General features: G+C 35.4%; 14 protein-coding genes, 1 pseudogene and 1 other annotated feature. Of the genes and pseudogenes, 14 read left to right on the forward strand and 1 reads right to left on the reverse strand.

Annotation, left to right across the window (positions count from 1 at the left end; all coding sequences use genetic code 11):
* Positions 1-166: 166 nt before the first annotated feature.
* The 6 genes from MF4640_RS16215 to MF4640_RS16240 all read left to right on the forward strand — a co-directional run bounded on the left by MF4640_RS16215 (position 167) and on the right by MF4640_RS16240 (position 4,163).
* Positions 167-754, forward strand: a complete 588-nt coding sequence (locus MF4640_RS16215) for a hypothetical protein (RefSeq protein ID WP_078390256.1) — start codon at positions 167-169, stop codon at positions 752-754.
* A gap of 229 nt (positions 755-983) precedes the next feature.
* A complete protein-coding gene (locus tag MF4640_RS16220; RefSeq protein ID WP_078390257.1) occupies positions 984-1,577 on the forward strand; it encodes a hypothetical protein in 594 nt (197 codons plus the stop codon).
* 230 nt (positions 1,578-1,807) lie between these two features.
* Positions 1,808-2,281, forward strand: a complete 474-nt coding sequence (locus MF4640_RS16225) for a hypothetical protein (protein ID WP_015060716.1) — start codon at positions 1,808-1,810, stop codon at positions 2,279-2,281.
* Positions 2,282-2,514: 233 nt separating this feature from the next.
* On the forward strand, positions 2,515-3,342 hold the full coding sequence (locus tag MF4640_RS16230; protein WP_004999738.1) for a DUF3560 domain-containing protein: 828 nt from the start codon (positions 2,515-2,517) through the stop codon (positions 3,340-3,342).
* Positions 3,343-3,523: 181 nt separating this feature from the next.
* Entirely contained in the window at positions 3,524-3,946 is a 423-nt protein-coding gene (locus tag MF4640_RS16235; RefSeq protein ID WP_078390258.1) for a hypothetical protein, read from the forward strand.
* Positions 3,933-4,163, forward strand: coding sequence for a hypothetical protein (locus MF4640_RS16240; protein ID WP_004999733.1), 231 nt, complete (start codon positions 3,933-3,935; stop codon positions 4,161-4,163). The genes MF4640_RS16235 and MF4640_RS16240 overlap by 14 nt, the downstream gene beginning before the upstream one ends.
* 223 nt (positions 4,164-4,386) lie before the next feature.
* On the opposite strand, the gene MF4640_RS16245 is transcribed toward MF4640_RS16240, so the two are convergent.
* The gene (locus MF4640_RS16245) at positions 4,387-4,923 is read right to left on the reverse strand and encodes a conjugal transfer protein TraD (protein ID WP_004993229.1); all 537 of its coding nucleotides are present in this window, start codon (positions 4,921-4,923) and stop codon (positions 4,387-4,389) included.
* Positions 4,924-5,454: 531 nt separating this feature from the next.
* On the opposite strand from MF4640_RS16245, the gene MF4640_RS16250 reads away from it, so the two are divergent.
* The 8 genes and pseudogenes from MF4640_RS16250 to MF4640_RS16285 all read left to right on the forward strand — a co-directional run bounded on the left by MF4640_RS16250 (position 5,455) and on the right by MF4640_RS16285 (position 16,674).
* On the forward strand, positions 5,455-8,367 hold the full coding sequence (locus MF4640_RS16250; protein WP_078390259.1) for an AAA family ATPase: 2,913 nt from the start codon (positions 5,455-5,457) through the stop codon (positions 8,365-8,367).
* Positions 8,368-8,381: 14 nt separating this feature from the next.
* Complete coding sequence (locus tag MF4640_RS16255) at positions 8,382-9,587, forward strand: DUF1173 family protein (protein WP_227518674.1); 1,206 nt, start codon at positions 8,382-8,384, stop codon at positions 9,585-9,587.
* A gap of 48 nt (positions 9,588-9,635) precedes the next feature.
* The gene (locus MF4640_RS16260) at positions 9,636-10,088 is read left to right on the forward strand and encodes a hypothetical protein (RefSeq protein WP_078390260.1); all 453 of its coding nucleotides are present in this window, start codon (positions 9,636-9,638) and stop codon (positions 10,086-10,088) included.
* Positions 10,089-10,453: 365 nt separating this feature from the next.
* A complete protein-coding gene (locus MF4640_RS16265; RefSeq protein WP_078390261.1) occupies positions 10,454-10,672 on the forward strand; it encodes a DUF6471 domain-containing protein in 219 nt (72 codons plus the stop codon).
* Positions 10,673-10,705: 33 nt separating this feature from the next.
* Positions 10,706-12,106 (forward strand): DNA methyltransferase, encoded by a 1,401-nt coding sequence (locus MF4640_RS19775; RefSeq protein ID WP_078390262.1) that lies wholly within the window; start codon positions 10,706-10,708, stop codon positions 12,104-12,106.
* Positions 12,081-13,300, forward strand: a protein-coding gene (locus tag MF4640_RS16275; protein ID WP_100833221.1) for an IS3 family transposase whose coding sequence is annotated in 2 segments (ribosomal slippage) — positions 12,081-12,357 and positions 12,357-13,300 — 1,221 coding nt in all. Because the reading frame shifts where the segments join, the coding sequence is not laid out codon by codon here. Before MF4640_RS19775 ends, MF4640_RS16275 begins: the two co-directional genes overlap by 26 nt.
* Positions 12,356-12,472 (forward strand) — a sequence feature (AL1L pseudoknot). (Overlaps the previous gene by 117 nt.)
* 37 nt (positions 13,301-13,337) lie before the next feature.
* A pseudogene (locus tag MF4640_RS16280) lies at positions 13,338-13,829 on the forward strand (DNA methyltransferase); the annotation flags it as partial.
* The gene (locus MF4640_RS16285) at positions 13,822-16,674 is read left to right on the forward strand and encodes a DEAD/DEAH box helicase family protein (RefSeq protein WP_078390263.1); all 2,853 of its coding nucleotides are present in this window, start codon (positions 13,822-13,824) and stop codon (positions 16,672-16,674) included. The pseudogene MF4640_RS16280 and the gene MF4640_RS16285, both read left to right, overlap by 8 nt.
* The last annotated feature ends 407 nt before the right edge of the window (positions 16,675-17,081 follow it).

A 17,081-nucleotide genomic window follows, 5' to 3' on the forward strand; every position in this document is an offset into this window, starting at 1 on the left:
AAACCACAGGACAGGACACCGACCCGCTACAGCGCAAATCTGAAGCATTCAGAATACACAGTAATATTTACACTTGTTTACATATATTGTTTTGTACTCACAAATCAATTTAGGTATAATGTATTTATCAGGTCGATTGGCGACCTCATATAAAAGGTGTACTGAAATGGGTAACAGATGTTTGATTACAACTAAAGCAAAAGATTTAGCTATTTATCTTCATTGGAATGGCGGAATTGAAAGCGTAGCGCCATTTTTAAAATATTGTGAATTGCAGGGGCATAGACCACCTGAAAGCGATTCTTACGGATGGGCGAGATTATGCCAAGTTATCGGTAACTATTTCGGCGGTACTAATTCAATCGGAATAAGCAAATACCACGAAATGACCGAAGATAACGGAACTTATATAATTGAAAAATGGCGTATCGTTGGTCGTGAATTTAACGATATAGAAAGAATGAATGCAATGCTTAAAGACATTGACAGCCAACAGCCAGTAGATAGCCAGTTAGGTGAGTTTTTAGATTCAAGCACAGTTTTAATTACTGATTTAAAAATTAATGACCAAGTTTTTATATACAATCAAAACGGATATAAAAAATGTACAGTCATTGGGTTTGGTGAGGATAAATTTGTAAATGGGACAAATGTTAAAGGGTTGCCGTTTGTTGGGTTATATGAAAATAACGGCAAATTTGATCACAATATAAATAATTATATAACGACACAAACCGCCCAAAGAAGTGATTAAGAAAGAAGCCCCGCAAGGGGCTTTTTTAATGCCTGCGGGCTTGCTTTAGATCAGGAATGACCTAAACCACAGGACAGGACACCGACCCGCTACAGCGCAAATCTGAAGCATTCAGAATACACAGTAATATTTACACTTGTTTACATATATTGTTTTGTACTCACAAATCAATTTAGGTATAATGTATTTATCAGGTCGATTGGCGACCTCATATAAAAGGTGTACTTAAATGAAAAAAATTACTCAAAATGAAAAAGGTCAAATGTTCTATGAGGGCAGTCTAGTTTTGACTGCTAAAGATGGTTCGGTATTTTTCGTATCAACTGAAATGCTTGTATGCAAAGCATACCGAGCAAAAGCAAAAAAACCATTTTTAAATTATCGCTACAGAACATTAGAACGCCTAAAACAAGCGGTTAGCGAAAACATACAATCATGTAATGCAAGACATGAACGCAAGTTACTGGACAAGGAAAAAAATGCAGAACGTATAAAAAAATTTCGTGAAGAATTACAGGTAGGTGATATTTTGTCTACATGCTGGGGATATGAGCAAACCAATGTCGAATTTTATCAAGTAATATCTAAGGCAGGGGCTTTCTGTGAAGTTCGGGAAATTGCCAAACGCTCACACGATACAGCTTATATGCAAAGCGAAGTATCACCAAAGCAAAACGAATTTATTGGCGAACCAATTAGAAAGAAAATTTTAGACGGCTATATCATGATTACAAGCTATATTCGAGCAACACCGCACGAATATGAAATACTTGAAACAGGCACAAAGGTTTATAAGCGCAGTTATGTTTCATCATACGCATAATTAAAAGAAGCCCCGCAAGGGGCTTTTTTAATGCCTGCGGGCTTGGTTCAGATCGGGAGTGACCAAAACCACAGGAAAGGGAAACAACCCGCTACAGCGCAAATCTGAAGCATTCAAGATACACAATAATAATTACACTTGTTTACATATATTGTTTTGTACTCACAAATCAATTTAGGTATAATGTATTTATCAGGTCGATTGGCGACCTCATACAAAGGAATTAAAAAATGACTGATTTAGTTTTGTTGACTGATGAAGAAATCGCAGACATGAGCTATGACAGCTTTAATAAAACCGACCTAGTTGCTATGCAGTCAATGCAAGAAAGCGAATTTCCACGCTATACAGTTGCAATGGCTCATACAATTTATGTATGGGAAAATATCTTATATCAAGAAGCAAGCCGATTATGTGAAAGCTATGACGGGGGAGTATGGGAAACTAAAAACGGCTTTTGGACTTTGCAATCTGATTCAATTTTTTATATGGAAAATGGATGGGACGAAGCGTTTAACCTGAATGCCCTAGAATTTTCAATTGTGGTAAATTTATTTGCATTGTCTAAAATTGCAATGATGACATACAGCTCAAAACCTGCAATCAATCGCAGAGCCGTTTTTTTTAGTGATTACATAAAAGACGTTATACATAAAAATAGGAATGTTTTAGATACTACAGCAATTTATAAATTGATTTATTAAAAGAGAAGAAGCCCCGCAAGGGGCTTTTTTAATGCCTGCGGGCTTGGTTCAGATCGGGAGTGACCAAAACCACAGGAAAGAGAAACAACCCGCTACAGCGCAAATCTGAAGCATTCAAGACACACAATAAAAATTACACTTGTTTACATATATTGTTTTGTACTCACAAATCAATATATGTATAATGTTTTTATTAAGTCGATTGGCGACTTAAATTAAAAAGGTATTGAATTATGAACGACCAAAATAACAATGATGCAATCAAAGCAGAACGCTTAAACCGTTATGAAGAACGCCAACAAAACCGCTTAGATCGTTATGAAGCTTTAGCTGATAAAGCAACAGTAAAAAGCACAGTATTGGCGACACGTTCAAATCAAATGGCTGAATGTATACCGTTTGGACAACCAATTTTAGTTGGTCATCATAGTGAAAAACGAGATAGAAACTTTCGTTCTAAAATTCACTCTATTATGGGTAAATCAGTTCAGGAAATGAAGAAAGCCGAATACTATCAAAATAAAGCTGATAGCGTAGGCAAGGGCGGTATTTCAAGTGACGACCCTAATGCAATAGAAAAACTTAAAAGCAAGCTTGAGAAGTTACAGCAGGCGCAAGAGTTAATGAAAAAGGCTAACAAGTTAATTAAAAAATTTCCCGAACACAATGCACGTTTAGAGGGATTAATTGAGCTAGGTTTTTCTAAAGAAAAAGCTATAGACGTATTAAATCCTAAATATGGCTCAATTGGTTTTGCAAGCTACTCACTTCAGAATAATAATGCAGAAATTAACCGATTGAAAAAGCGTATTGCAGAATTGCAAACACTTGAAAATAGAACTTCAAATGAAGTTGAGAACGATCTTTATAAATATACAGAATGCAAAATAGAAAATCGTTGCATGTTTATATTTGATGGTAAACCTACGGAGGAAATACGCCAAATTTTAAAAAGTAATGGTTTTAAATGGTCACCAAGTCGGGGCGCTTGGGTACGCCAGTTAAATGCAAATGGTATATACGCATCTAAACGAGTAATAAGCCTTATAGATCAATTATAGTAAAGTAAGCCCTGCGGGGCTTTCTTTGATTGTAAGTGAAAAAGTCGCCCGCAATTTTTTTGCGGGTGATATTCCAATGAAGCAAAAAAATTGCGGTTCATTGCGAATCAAATTTATGGATATGCAAAAAAGCATAGTCTTAACAGGTAAGAGCTAACATAAAGTTATTGAGGTCACTAATATGAATAATGCACAGTTCAAAATAGAATGCTTTAAGAATGGCTTATACAGTCGGGAACAGGTTATAGATTTTTATAATGTAGTCTATGAAGAAAATACAAAGTTCAATAAGCGTGATGCTCAATTATGGATGAATGGCAAAACTTCATATATCTATAAAATAGATCAAACAGCTATAGATATGATCAATATGTTAAATAAAATTAGAGCCGAACTAATTGCAGAAGAAAGCGAAAGAATCCAAAAAGGCAAACCAAGATACACTAAACTTTTTAAATCTGAAGTGGATTTATGGGCGGTACACAATGAACTTTTGAATCTACCATTAAACTTTTATCACTCAATATTGTTAGAGTTGAAAGTAACTGAATTAGATTACTATGAGAACATAGAGCAAATGGAAAATTTTAATGAAAAACATTAAGTATAAATTTAAAATTCTGATGATAATTATTTTTACACTTGTAGGAATGTTGGCAGGGTACAACATTGGGAATTTTATAAGTAGCCACTGGTACAATGATCTTGGACAAACAAATCAAGGTTTTTACGAAATGATTAAAATATTTTTTAATGTAGCTTCAACTTTGCTATTCGGTACTGCCTGCTTATATATTTTTAAAGATGATATTAAAAACTAAACTCTAGGCGGTATCAATAGAGCAAAGTGTCTACTTTGCGAACTGAAGAAATATAAAAATCCTTCCCTCCCTGATTACCGTTGCAAGTTTCAAGCGAAGCCGACAAAATCTGTGATTTTGTCGAGCTGACCGCAGAACCACAACTACTCCCCTTTGCCCCTAAGCGGGACTTACAAAGCAATCCCGCAGGGTTGCGACAAAATATAAGATATTTCAATTTTAGTCATTCAGCAGTAACACTTCCTGAATTATCAACTAAAGTGCTTTTTGATTTTTTTGCTTGTTCACGATCATTAATAAATTTGTCACCTGAAGCTTTCAAACTATCAAAATAACTTGGGTTATTTTTTGCATTTTCAATAGCACTTAAAAGCATCCCAGTGATAATGCCTTTATCTTCAGATGGGAAGTCTACCATTTCAAAAAGAGCGCCAATTGTAATAAGCTTGTGTTCACGTTTTTTTCGATCTTTAGCTTGTGCAACTTGGGCTTCTTTTTTTAAACCTGCAAGAAGTTTTTTTTCATCCTCCTTGATTTTTTCCAGTTCTAAACGAGCTTTATATTTTTTAAACTCATTTTTCATAATCCGTTCAAAAGAACTAATTTGCTGTTTCGTTGGCGTACCTGATTCAATGTTAGAAACTAAAGTTAAGATAATTTCTTCAGTTTGACTTTTGTTCTCAAGTTTTTTTAAACGATCAATTTCTTCAGTGACGAATTTTTTTTGATCTTCAGTGAATTTAAAATCCTCAATATTCATTTTCTCAATCCAAAAGTTATAAGGTGATCAAATAATATCACAATGAAAAATTAAAAAATCCACAAAAAATACAAAGCAACAAAAAACTATAAGAGTTCGCAAAGGCAATAGCACTGTCAATATTTTTCAGACTGAACGGAAGCCATAGGCTCACGGCTCATCTGAAAACATATTGATCAGCAAAAATCAAAAAAAACACACTAATCCTAAAGGGGGTGTAAACGAAGTGTCTACCCCCGATGACCCACTGGCGAAGTGTAGGGATTCATAAGGGAATTATTCCCTTATGTGGGGCTTGGGGTGAAACCCCATATCTATATAAAAATAAATTACAAAAAAAGCCAAAAATCAGCCCAAAAAACCGCTTTTAAAATCAATGCCTTGCATTGCTTTAAAATCGGACAAATGCAAGCATTTGTTTTGTCACTTGTAGCGAATATATAGAGAGGTTATCATGACTACAGCAGTAGGAATGCACGCTTACTCGTTTCTCTTACGAGAAACAAATATCTAAAAGCGAAAAAGGCAAAAATGGCTATCTATCACTTATCAGTTAAGAACGGAAATCAATACGGTTCTTCGGGAAGTCGAGGAGCAAGCCATTACGCCTATATAAATCGTGAAGGAAAATATAAAAGAGATGATTTAGAGTGCATTAAAAGTGGCAACTTGCCATCATGGGCAACTGATGCAAAACACTTTTGGAAGTCAGCAGATAAGAATGAAAGAATAAATGGTCGTATTTATAAAGAGTTAGAAATTTCATTACCTAGAGAACTGAATAAAGAACAAAGAGAAGAATTAGTACAGGAATTTGTAGAAAAAACATTAGGTGAAAACTTTACTTATTCTTATGCAATTCATAGTCCTTTAGCTAGTGACGGTGAACAGAACCCGCATGTTCATATTATGTTTTCTGAAAGAAAATTGGATGGAATAGAGCGTTCTGAAGTTCAGCATTTTAAACGCTATAATCCTGTAAATCCTGAAAAGGGCGGTGCTGTTAAACATCGTTTTTATAATTCTAAATTATTTGTGGTTGATACTCGATTAGACTGGGCTAACCATGTAAATGACTTTTGTGAAAAGCTAGGAATTGATGCACGTATTGATCATAGAAGCTTTAAAGAACAAGGCGTTGAACTGTCAAGCCAAAACTTTAGAGCTGATTATGTTAGCAGCCATAAATATCATATCAGTGAAGATATTAAGAAAATACGTCATCAAAATGGTGAGGTGATTATTGAGCGACCAAGTGAAGCAATCAAAGCCTTAACGTCAAACAAATCTGTATTTTCAGTGCGTGAATTAGAGCGTTTTTTAATGGCTCATACGGATGGTGAAGAACAATATTTAAAAGCTTACGAATCAGTAATAAATTGCCCTGATATGGCTACTTTGTATGGGAAAGATAAAGTCGTATTTTCCTCTAAAGAACTTGTTGGTATTGAAGAATCTATTTCAACATTTATCTATAATGCTAATGAAGAAAGTCGTATTCAGAAACCATTTAATCTAGTTGAGAAATTACCTTTAAATGCTGTACGAGTTGCTGAAACAAGAACATTTAATAGTGAGCAAGAAAAAGCATTCTATACCCTAACTTCTACTGATCGAATTACCTTGCTCAATGGTTCTGCGGGTACAGGTAAATCGTATGTTCTAAGTGCTGTTTCCGAAGCCTATAAAGATTCTGATTATCAAGTATACGGAATTGCATTGCAGGCAATTACAGCTAAAGCTATTGCTAATGACTGTAATATTCCAAGTAGTACAATTGCTTCTTTCTTATCTAAGTATGATAGCGGTAATTTAGAAATTAATAATAAAACTGTATTGATCTTAGATGAAGCAGGCATGGTCGGTTCAAGAGATATGCAGCGATTACTTATGCTTGTAGAAAAACACAATGCACAAATAAAATTAGTTGGTGATAGTTACCAGTTAAGTGCAGTAAGTGCGGGTCATGTATTTGCAAATATTCAAGATAACTTGGACAAGAAAAATATTGCTTCACTGGAAGATATACAACGTCAAAAACATGCGAAAGAATCCGACAAGATGATTCAAGCATCTAAATATCTTTCTAAGCACCAAGTAGGAAAAGCAATAGATATTTATAAATCTATAAATATGGTTAATGAATATGAATCCCATGATTTAGCTTTGGCTAAAACTGTTAAGTCATGGAGTGATGATTCTAGTGAAAGTAAATTAATGCTTGCTCATTCTAATAGTGATGTAAACGAACTGAATAGAATGGCTAGAGCTTTACTTATTAAACAAGGAAAGCTTAATTCAGAAAGTGTTGCTTTGAAAAATTATCAAGGTGATATAGATATTTCTATCGGTGAAAAAATTGTATTTAAGCAAAACAATTCACAAATGAAAGTCAGTAATGGAGAACTAGCTGAAGTAATAGGTTTTGAAAAAGATAAATTTAATAAACCTAAAGCTATGATGGTACAGATGGAAAGTGATAGCAGACTTGTTAGAGTTGATTTAAAAGAATATGACCAGTTTAAACATGGCTATGCAAACACTATTCATTCATCGCAGGGTATGACTGTAGATAGTGCCTATATCATTGCTAGTGAAAATATGAATGCTAATTTAACTTATGTTGCTTTAACCCGACACAAACAAAATATTCAAATTAATTATAGTGCTTTAAGTTTTGCTACAAATGAAAAAGAAACTGTTAAAAATTCAGATGGTAAAATTTCTTACGACCATAATTACAAACCAGTAGAAAAAGAAATAACAGCTTTTGAAAACTTTAAAAAAGTAATTGGTCGTTCAGAAACTAAAGAGTTCTCTACAGATTTTACAGTTGTAGAATCTAAAGAAAATCTAATTAAGTCTTATCTAAATGATCATAGATTACATTTAGAAGATAAGCGGGAACTTTTTGGAATTAACAGTAAACTTTATTCATTAACCAGTGAAAATAAAACTTTCACTAAAGAAGAAATAGTTTCTGAAGTTAGAGCAAGTTTGAAATCTAAAGCTTTACTGGGTGACGAGATCGTTAAGTTTAACGGCAATATGAATATTGCAAAAGGTGAACTTGTGAAAATTACTAATGATTTTGAAATTAAAACAGGGCTATTTAGAAAAGCTACCTTTGAAAAAGGTACTGAATTAAAAGTTATTGATGCTTATATAGTTAAAGATAAGCCAGTAATGAAAGCACGAATTAGAAATGAAGAATACGAAATTCCTTTCAGCAAACTGAATCTTGAATATTCAGACAAATACTTTAACGAGTTTAAAGAACAGTCAAAAGCTAGATTTGATTCACGGCATAAAACTGAAGTTTACACAGAGTTTAGAGAACAACTTTTGAAGCAGAAAGCGAATGCACCAAAAGACAATTTGAATGCACCGAATCAGCGTATTAAGAACCCTAATACACCTAATAGAAATACACCTAAATATTAACTAAGGACTGTTTTATGAATAATTTTATAGTTAATGGAAATATAGTTAATCCTGAAGATGAAATATTGACTCAAGCTATTTTGCAAGAGTTTTATCAGAAAGGAACTAGACCTATTTGCGCTTGTTTACCACAAAAACATATTGAAATGTATATCGCTAAGATTGGCGATAATTTTGTTTTAAAGCGTATGCCCAACAGTGCAGATCAGCACGACTTTAGTTGCCTAAGCTATGAGCCACCTACTGAAATTTCAGGATTGGGTGAAGTCATGGGGGAAGCTATTAAGACAGATGAATCGGGGACAAGTGTTTTAAAGTTTGATTTCAGTTTGTCAAAAAGCAATTTATCAAAACAAGCGCCTACGCCTAGTGATACGCCCAAAGATACTGTGAAAGCTGAAACAACAAAGTTGACCTTAAAAGGGACGTTAGATTACTTGCTTGAAGAAGCTTTATTGAACCGCCACCAACCGAATATGAAGCATAATTGGTTTCAATTTCGCAAGGCATTAAAAATAGCCTTGAACGATAAAAAGAATAAAAAAGATGATTTAAGCGGATTGGTTTATATCCCTGAATATTACGACCAAACTAAACATAATGAGATTGAAGCCCGCAGAAAATCAGAGTTAGCAGACCTGAAAGTTAAAGGGAATAAACGCCCATTAAAAATATTTATTGGTGTGATTAAGTCTATTGATGATGCACGTTTTGATGGGGGTAGAATCATTCTAAAACATGCCCCTACATTGCATTTATTTATGGATGCAAAAATGTATAGCCAAGTTAATAAACGCTTTGAAGCAGAGCTGGAGCAAGCCCATTATCAAGATGATGTAAGCCTATTGGCGATTGGAACTTTTGGATTTGCAGACAGTGGCATTGCAAAGATTGAAGAAATAGCTCTAGTGCCTTTAAATCAAACTTGGCTACCATTTGAGAGTTTAGGTGAAAAAGAACTATTAGACACGCTCACAATGCAAAATAGATCATTTATTAAATGCCTGCGATATAACCTAAGTCCGAAAAGTCCAATTGCAAACGTATTGCTTACAGATACCAACCCACCAACGGCATTTTACTTGATCAATGATCAGACTGAAGATTCTTATATTGCTGAAGCAAAGGAATTGATTGCATCAAGTGAGTTCACTTCAATTCTGGTCAATGTAGATCGGGACGTTGTGGACATCCACCACCTGAAAATAAGCCATTGCTAGGCTATAACAATCACACTGACACCGCAGTTAATAATTAAGGATTCATACATGGATTACCAAGAACAGGAACAATTTAAAATTTTTGCAGGCTTTGTCGCTTTTCTGATAGCTGTTTTTTGCTTTCTAGTGTGGAAAGGTTCAAGTGTAGTGGGCTTGGACTTTGCAACTGGCATGAGGTCTAGTGTTGGTTTAATTGCTTTGGTAGTGGCGGTGTACTTCGCTATCAAATGGGATATACCTAAAGCTATACTTTTCCCTGCTGTAGCAGTTTTATTGGTTGTGTGCCTGTTCCCTGCATTGAATTACTACGCACTTGAAGTATCGGAAAAGTCATTTAATCATACGACTAATTTTTTAGGTCAACCAGTACAAGAATTTTCGGCAACTACAATAACCGTTATGTGGGGCATGTGGTATATGAAAGCTGTTTACATGATCATAGCGGGCTTAATTGGTTTTGGTTTACAACGTGCCTTATATCCTGAAGAAAACTATTTTTAAGCGATATTATGTAGCAACCGCACAATAATTATAACGATTTCAGCTTTGTGCTGATTAATACGATCTTCCTTACGACTTTTAGGTCGAATATAACCATTTACATATGCACCATCCATGTAAACCTCACCTGAGAGCGATTCATCGTTACGTTGCTCTATTAAAGTACGAGCCGAGCCTTAGCCGATAATAGAAGATGTTGCTTAGATTCTTTTTTCATAAAATCACCCTATATAATTTTATATCATTATATATAGTGTTTGTTTTCTTGGGGTATAAATATCTTGTAAAGTGTAAAGTCATTAAATATAATGATTTTACACTTCTTTGCGACATGCTATGTCGCTTATATCTTATGAGGTTGAAATATGAGTGACGAAGAATGGAAAGAGTATGCAAAAGGCTTACTTAAAGCAGAAATTGCCCGAAAAAATTTAAGCCTGATTGACGTGGCAAAAAAGTTAGAAGCAATGGGTATATCAGAAACACCACAAAACATTAGCAATAAGATCAATCGTGGCACTTTTGGAGCAATATTTATGCTTCAAATTCTCAAAGCGGTTGGTTGTAAAGAAATAAGATTTTAACTCCCATTCAACGGTAAAAAACAGGATTGATTCATGTCTGATAATTCACTCAAAAAAGGCAGATACACTCGTCATAGCAACAAAATTGGGCTTTATTCAACTAGCCAAGACCGAATTGGTTTTTTAAATAATAATAATGATGTGGTTTTAAGTTTTCCGTTTAAAGACACTGTGCTTGAAGCGGGCATGAATAAAGAAGATACAGGGCGTGAAGAACGATTCTTACACCAAGAAATTGATGGTGCTGATATTGATACTTTATTTGAACCAAAGGCACTCACTAATTTTAAGCTAATTGGTAGTGATAAAAACATACAAGACACTACTTTCTTTGATGAAAATGGAAATTTACAACAAAATTTATTAATTAAAGGCAATAATTTACTTGCTTTACACTCTTTAAGTGAGCAATTAGCGGGTAAAGTTAAGCTGATCTACCTTGATCCGCCCTATAACACTAATAATGATGGGTTTAAATACAACGATAGCTTCAATCATTCATCTTGGCTGACTTTTATGAAAAATCGTCTTGAAGTGGCAAGAGATTTATTAAAAGATGATGGTGTTATTTTTGTGCAATGCGATGATAATGAACAAGCTTATTTAAAAGTGTTAATGGATGAAATTTTTGGTCGTGAAAACAGCCAAGTAACTCTGTATGTCCAAGTTCGTTTCAGCAATAAAACACTAAATGAAGATAATGACTATCAAAAACTGATGGAACACATCTTTGTATATTCCAAAGATCAATATAAGCCAAACAAAGATAAGGTCGAATATTCCTACAATGCTTTTTGCTATGAAATCGAAGAACTTAGCGAAGGCAAAGTTGAAATCATTGGTGATCGTAAAGTTGTTATTTTTAAGCCTGATGAATACGTGATTAAAAAAATTCAACCAAAAGTAACGGCATTAAAAGCAACTTGGGCAACAGGTTCGTTGGTGAATCAGGGTGGCTCGGCAGCAGAATTTCTACACCTCTATTTGAAAGATCGTAAAGAAATAGATGGCTTGGGAGTTTTGTATAAAGTGATCGGTATGGGAACGAAGGGGGATGGATTAGGATATAGATATATTACAGGCCCGAAGCGTGAAACTGCTGTTAATGGTCAATTTTATACAGGTGTGCCTTTAGAAAAGAAAAATGGTGACGTAGAGGAAAAAGAAATCCCTATTGCCAACATTCTTTTTGATCAGGACATTTACGAAAATAACTTCTTGGATTTCAAAGATAGTTTTGGTAATTGCCGTACTCAAGGTGGCGTGAACTTTAATTCAGGTAAAAAACCTGAGCAGTTATTAAAACGAATTATTGAAATATCAACTCAAAAGGGAGACATTGTTCTCGACTACCATCTTGAACCGTACCGGGTTTGTCGGAGACCACTTTTCTTGAGAGAATGTCCCGATGAAAAAAGTAAAATACACCCCTGAAATCAGAGATAGAGCGGTTCAATTATTGATTGAATCTGAAAAAGATTATCCTTCTACTTGGGCTGCAATCACCGCTATTGCTCCCAAGATAGGTTGTACTCCTGAAACTCTACGTGTTTGGTATCAAAAATATTTAGATAAACAAAACCCAATTAAAGTACAGCAACTTTCAGATCAAGAACGTATTAAACAACTCGAACGTGAAAATAAAGAACTGCAACGTGCTAACGAAATTCTACGTAAAGCAGCCGCTTTTTTCGCCCAGGCGGAGCTCGACCGCCCACACAAATAATGGTGGATTTTATCCAGAACAATAAAGATCGATATGGTGTTGAAGCGATTTGTAGAATTTTACCGATTGCAGCTTCGACCTATTATCGGGCTTTAGATCTCGTTGATAACCCAGAACATCGAGCGAAACGTGCTCTGCATGATTTACATCATGCAGAGCAAATCAAACGTATTTGGAAAGAAAGTTTAGGTCGATATGGTGTGCGTAAGGTCTGGCAACAATTGAAACGTGAAGGTTATGTTATCGCACGTTGTACAGTTGCTCGATTGATGCAGAAGCTAGGTATACAAGGTGTTTGGCGTGGTAAGAATAAACAAACCACCCGTAGCCGAGATGATCAAAAACGAGCAGATGACTTAGTAAAACGCAATTTTAATGCAGATCATCCTGACCAGCTGTGGGTCGCTGACTTCACGTATATTCAAACTCATTCAGGCTGGGTCTATACCGCCTTTATTATTGATGTGTTCTCGCGAGCAATTGTTGGATGGAAAGTATCAACACGTATGAATACAGATATGGTGCTCGATGCACTGGAGCAAGCATTGCATGATCGAGGCATGCCAAAGAACGTGATTCATCATAGTGACAGAGGCGTGCAATATCTTTCCATTCGTTATACCAATCGTTTAGAAGCAGCAAATTTACGAGCATCAGTCGGTACGACCGGTGATTCATACGATAATGCTTTGGCTGAAACGGTGAATGGCTTATACAAAACAGAGGTGATTGAATATTTAAAAGCGGATTGGCAAGGTTTAGCGGATGTACAACTTGCGACACTAAACTGGGTAGATTGGTTCAATAAAGAGCGTGTACACAGTGCACTGGGTTATGTATCACCTTTTGAGTTTGAAGCAATGTACTATGATAAGATTAACCCGTTAGGTCAGGTGGCCTAACTTAAATAAAAAAGTCTCCGACAAACCCGGTACGGTTCATCTAGGCTCAGGAACAACTTGCGCTGTTGCTCATAAAATGGGACGCAGATGGATTGGTATTGAACAAATGGACTATATCGAAGATATTACTAAAGAACGCTTAAAGAAAGTGATAGAAGGCGAACAAGGCGGTATTTCTAAGGCGGTGAATTGGCAAGGCGGTGGTTCATTTGTCTATTTCGAGCTTAAAAAATACAACCAAGACTTTTTAGATAAAATCATGACTGCCAATAGTAAAGGCGAGCTAGATGACGTTTACAATGAAATGGCTAAAAATGCGTTCTTGAAGTTTTGGTTCGATAAAAATGAATTTGAAAAAGATGAAAACTTCCGTTCATTGGATTTAGATCAACGTAAAGAATTACTCATCGGTATTTTGGATGAGAACCAACTTTATCTTAATCATGCTGATATGCGTGATAGTCGTTACCATGTCACAGATGAAGAAATGGCTTTAACCGACCTATTCTATGGGGTGAACAATGACTAAACCCACTAAAACACAGAATAGTAAAACTAAAGTTAAAGATACTTTGTCACAGTTCTTATTTAATCAAATTGAATCGAATCCTGAATATCAGAAATGGGTCAGAGATTATCAACTGCCGACTTATATTACCGATAATCTTTCAAAAACATTGAGAGATTATCAGGAAGTTGCCATTAAGCACTTTATTTGGCTATTTGAGCAAGACCACAATCAAGCAAAGCACTTACTGTTCAATATGGCGACAGGTACAGGTAAGACGCTCACAATGGCTGCTGCTATTCTGTATCTATATCAAAAAGGCTACCGCAATTTTGTATTCTTGGTACACCAATTGCAAATTAAAAATCAGGCGGTAAAAAACTTCACCGATTATAAATTTGCCAAATATCTATTTAATCCGAAAGGGGTTAAATTAAACGGTAAAACCATTAATATTCGTGCAATTGATCGGTTTCAGGATGCCAAAAAAGATGCGATTAACTTCATGTTTTTCAGCACCGCACTTTTATACAACCGCCTAACAGAAGACAAGGAAAATAGCTTAACTGCTCAGGATTTTGCGGATAATGCTGTTGTTGTGATTGCGGATGAAGCACACCGTTTAAACGTGGATACACGCAAAAAACTCAAGAAAACTGAAGAAGAAGATATTCGTAATTGGGAAACGGCAGTTCAATCGGCAATCTATGCTCGTCCTGATAATTTACTGTTAGAGTTTACCGCTACCGTAGATTTAGAAAATCCACTCATCCATAAAAAATACCGTGATAAGTTGATTCATCGTTACGATTTTCTGCAATTTAACAAAGATGGGTACAGCAAAGAAGTCGGCTTTCTTTATAACGAAGAAACACAGATTGAAGATCAAAAGCGGTTATTGGTCATCAATGCAGTCGTGATGAGTGAGTACCGCAGATTACTCGCTGAACGAGAAATGAATGTTCAGGTTAATCCCATTATTTTGATTAAATCAACCAAAATTGCCAAAAGTGAAGAAGATCGAGATTTTTTCCATAAGGTGATCAGCTCACTCAAAGTAAGTGATTTAGATCATTTAAAAAAATTAGGTGTAGGCACACAGCAATCGCTCGTAGAAATAGATCGAAACCGCTTTATTAATCAAATGTTTAGTTGGCTTGGTTCACGAAAATCAGGGTTGTTATCCTCCCAAGACCCTGATGGCTTAAATGCGTTTATTGCTGAAATTAAAATGCGTTTCCGTGAAGATAACAGCATGACGTATAACAGTCAGAAAAAAGAAAAAGCGGATTTACTCCCACTACTCGATAGTCCAAGAAACGTGATTCGAGCAATTTTTTCTGTCAACGCACTGAATGAGGGTTGGGATGTACTCAGCCTATTTGACATTATTCATTTTGATATTTCAGAATCTAAAAAAGTATCGCTACAAGATATTCAGCTTATTGGTCGTGGTGCAAGGTTGTGTCCATATAAATTACCGAGATCCTATAAGATTTCTCAAAATGGTGGGCTGTTTGATGAAGAACATAGTTATGAGTTCGACCCATTCAAGCGTAAATTTGATAATGCACCGTATGAGCATGGGCGTATTTTAGAAACTTTCTTCTACCACTTTGTTAAAACAGGGACTTTTTTAGATAACCTACAATATGCCTTACTTGATGAAGGTATTGTCAATAAGAGCATGGAAAAACGGACGATTAAGCTCAAGTCTGAATTTCTCAACAGTGAAACCTATAAAAAAGGTTTTGTATTGGTCAATCAACAGTTATACCGCAGTAAAACAACGGATACGGAGATTGATGCCACTTTTAAAAGGGAAATCAAAGCCAGTACCTACCGACTTTATACAAGAAGTTTAACGGATAAAGAGCAAAATAATATTCAGGCAGGGATTCAGTATAAAACCATTCATTTAACCGATGAATACTTTTCCCCGTTAATTATCCGCAAGGCATTAATGTCAGCAGAAAACAATTTTTTTCGATTTAATAATCTGAAAAATCACATTGTTGGGATAAAAAGTATTGATGAATTGATCGAAAAGTATCTACCTTTATATGAAATTAAATATTCGTATTCAGAAGGTAAGGACATTAACCAACTTGAAGCGCATGAAAAACTGCAATTATTGGTCGGTGTGATTTTACCCGAAGTGCGTAAAGCCATAGATCGGCACATGCCACAGATTACAGGAAGTCATATTTTTAGACCTAAATCACTATCCTCTATCTTTCAGCAAGAAAAGAACATCTACTTGGTTTCGTTCCCTATCCAAGATTCAGATGGTGAAACGAGTGATCATGCACCTGATGAACGTGCAAAACCACAGTCAAGCCATGACAACCCCGATCTACAGTTTGATGTTGAAACTGCCGATTGGTACGCCTACAGTGAAAACTATGGCACAAGTGAAGAAAAACGCTTTGTTAAGTTTGTTGCAACTCAAATTGACGAGCTTAAATCACGCTACAAGGGTGCAGAGATTTACCTGATACGGAATGAACTCGATTATTGGTTGTTTAGCCCTAAAGATGGTCGTAGATTCAGCCCTGACTACATGCTGATCATTAATGATGCTGAAAATAGTGAAATGTACTATCAATGCTTAATTGAGCCTAAAGGTGGTCATTTGCTTGAAAAGGATACTTGGAAAGAGGAAGTATTGATTAGTTTGGATGATGAAAGCCAAATTGTTTTTGATGCAGATCAAGATGATTCACAAAACTATGTTGAGTTCTTAAATGAAGTTAAAGAGCATGGTTATAAGGAAGTTAAATGTTTAGGCTTCAAATTCTACAATACCGAACCACGATCTGAATCAGATTTTGCTATTGATTTTCACAATAGGATGCCGAGTTAATCTAGGTTTCTCACTGTAACCTGCTGATTATTATCTTTTTGTGAAGTTGCTACATAATATTTTTTTTAAGATCATTGAATAAAAAAGCCAGCTCTATACTGGCTTTTTTATTGCTTAAAATTGTGCGAGAGTAGTAAAGTATCTATCCTTGGGGTAACGGATTATCCCCTTAACCTTGGTGATTGTTTCATTTAATTAATATGACTTAGTATAGTGATATGCTAAGTCAAGTTGAGGATGACAATCAGCATGAGTGATAAAGACTATTACATTCGTGAAAGGCTTTGTTGCACAAAGATTTGAAATGCAAAGCGCCCCTAATTGAGCCAAATTTAAGGCGTAACTTGGGTAAGTGGTCGACCTAATTCCGTAAATCTGTTAAGGACTGCTACACGTGCATGGATCTC

This window comes from Acinetobacter sp. MF4640 (assembly GCF_002018895.1).
Lineage (GTDB): Bacteria > Pseudomonadota > Gammaproteobacteria > Pseudomonadales > Moraxellaceae > Acinetobacter > Acinetobacter johnsonii.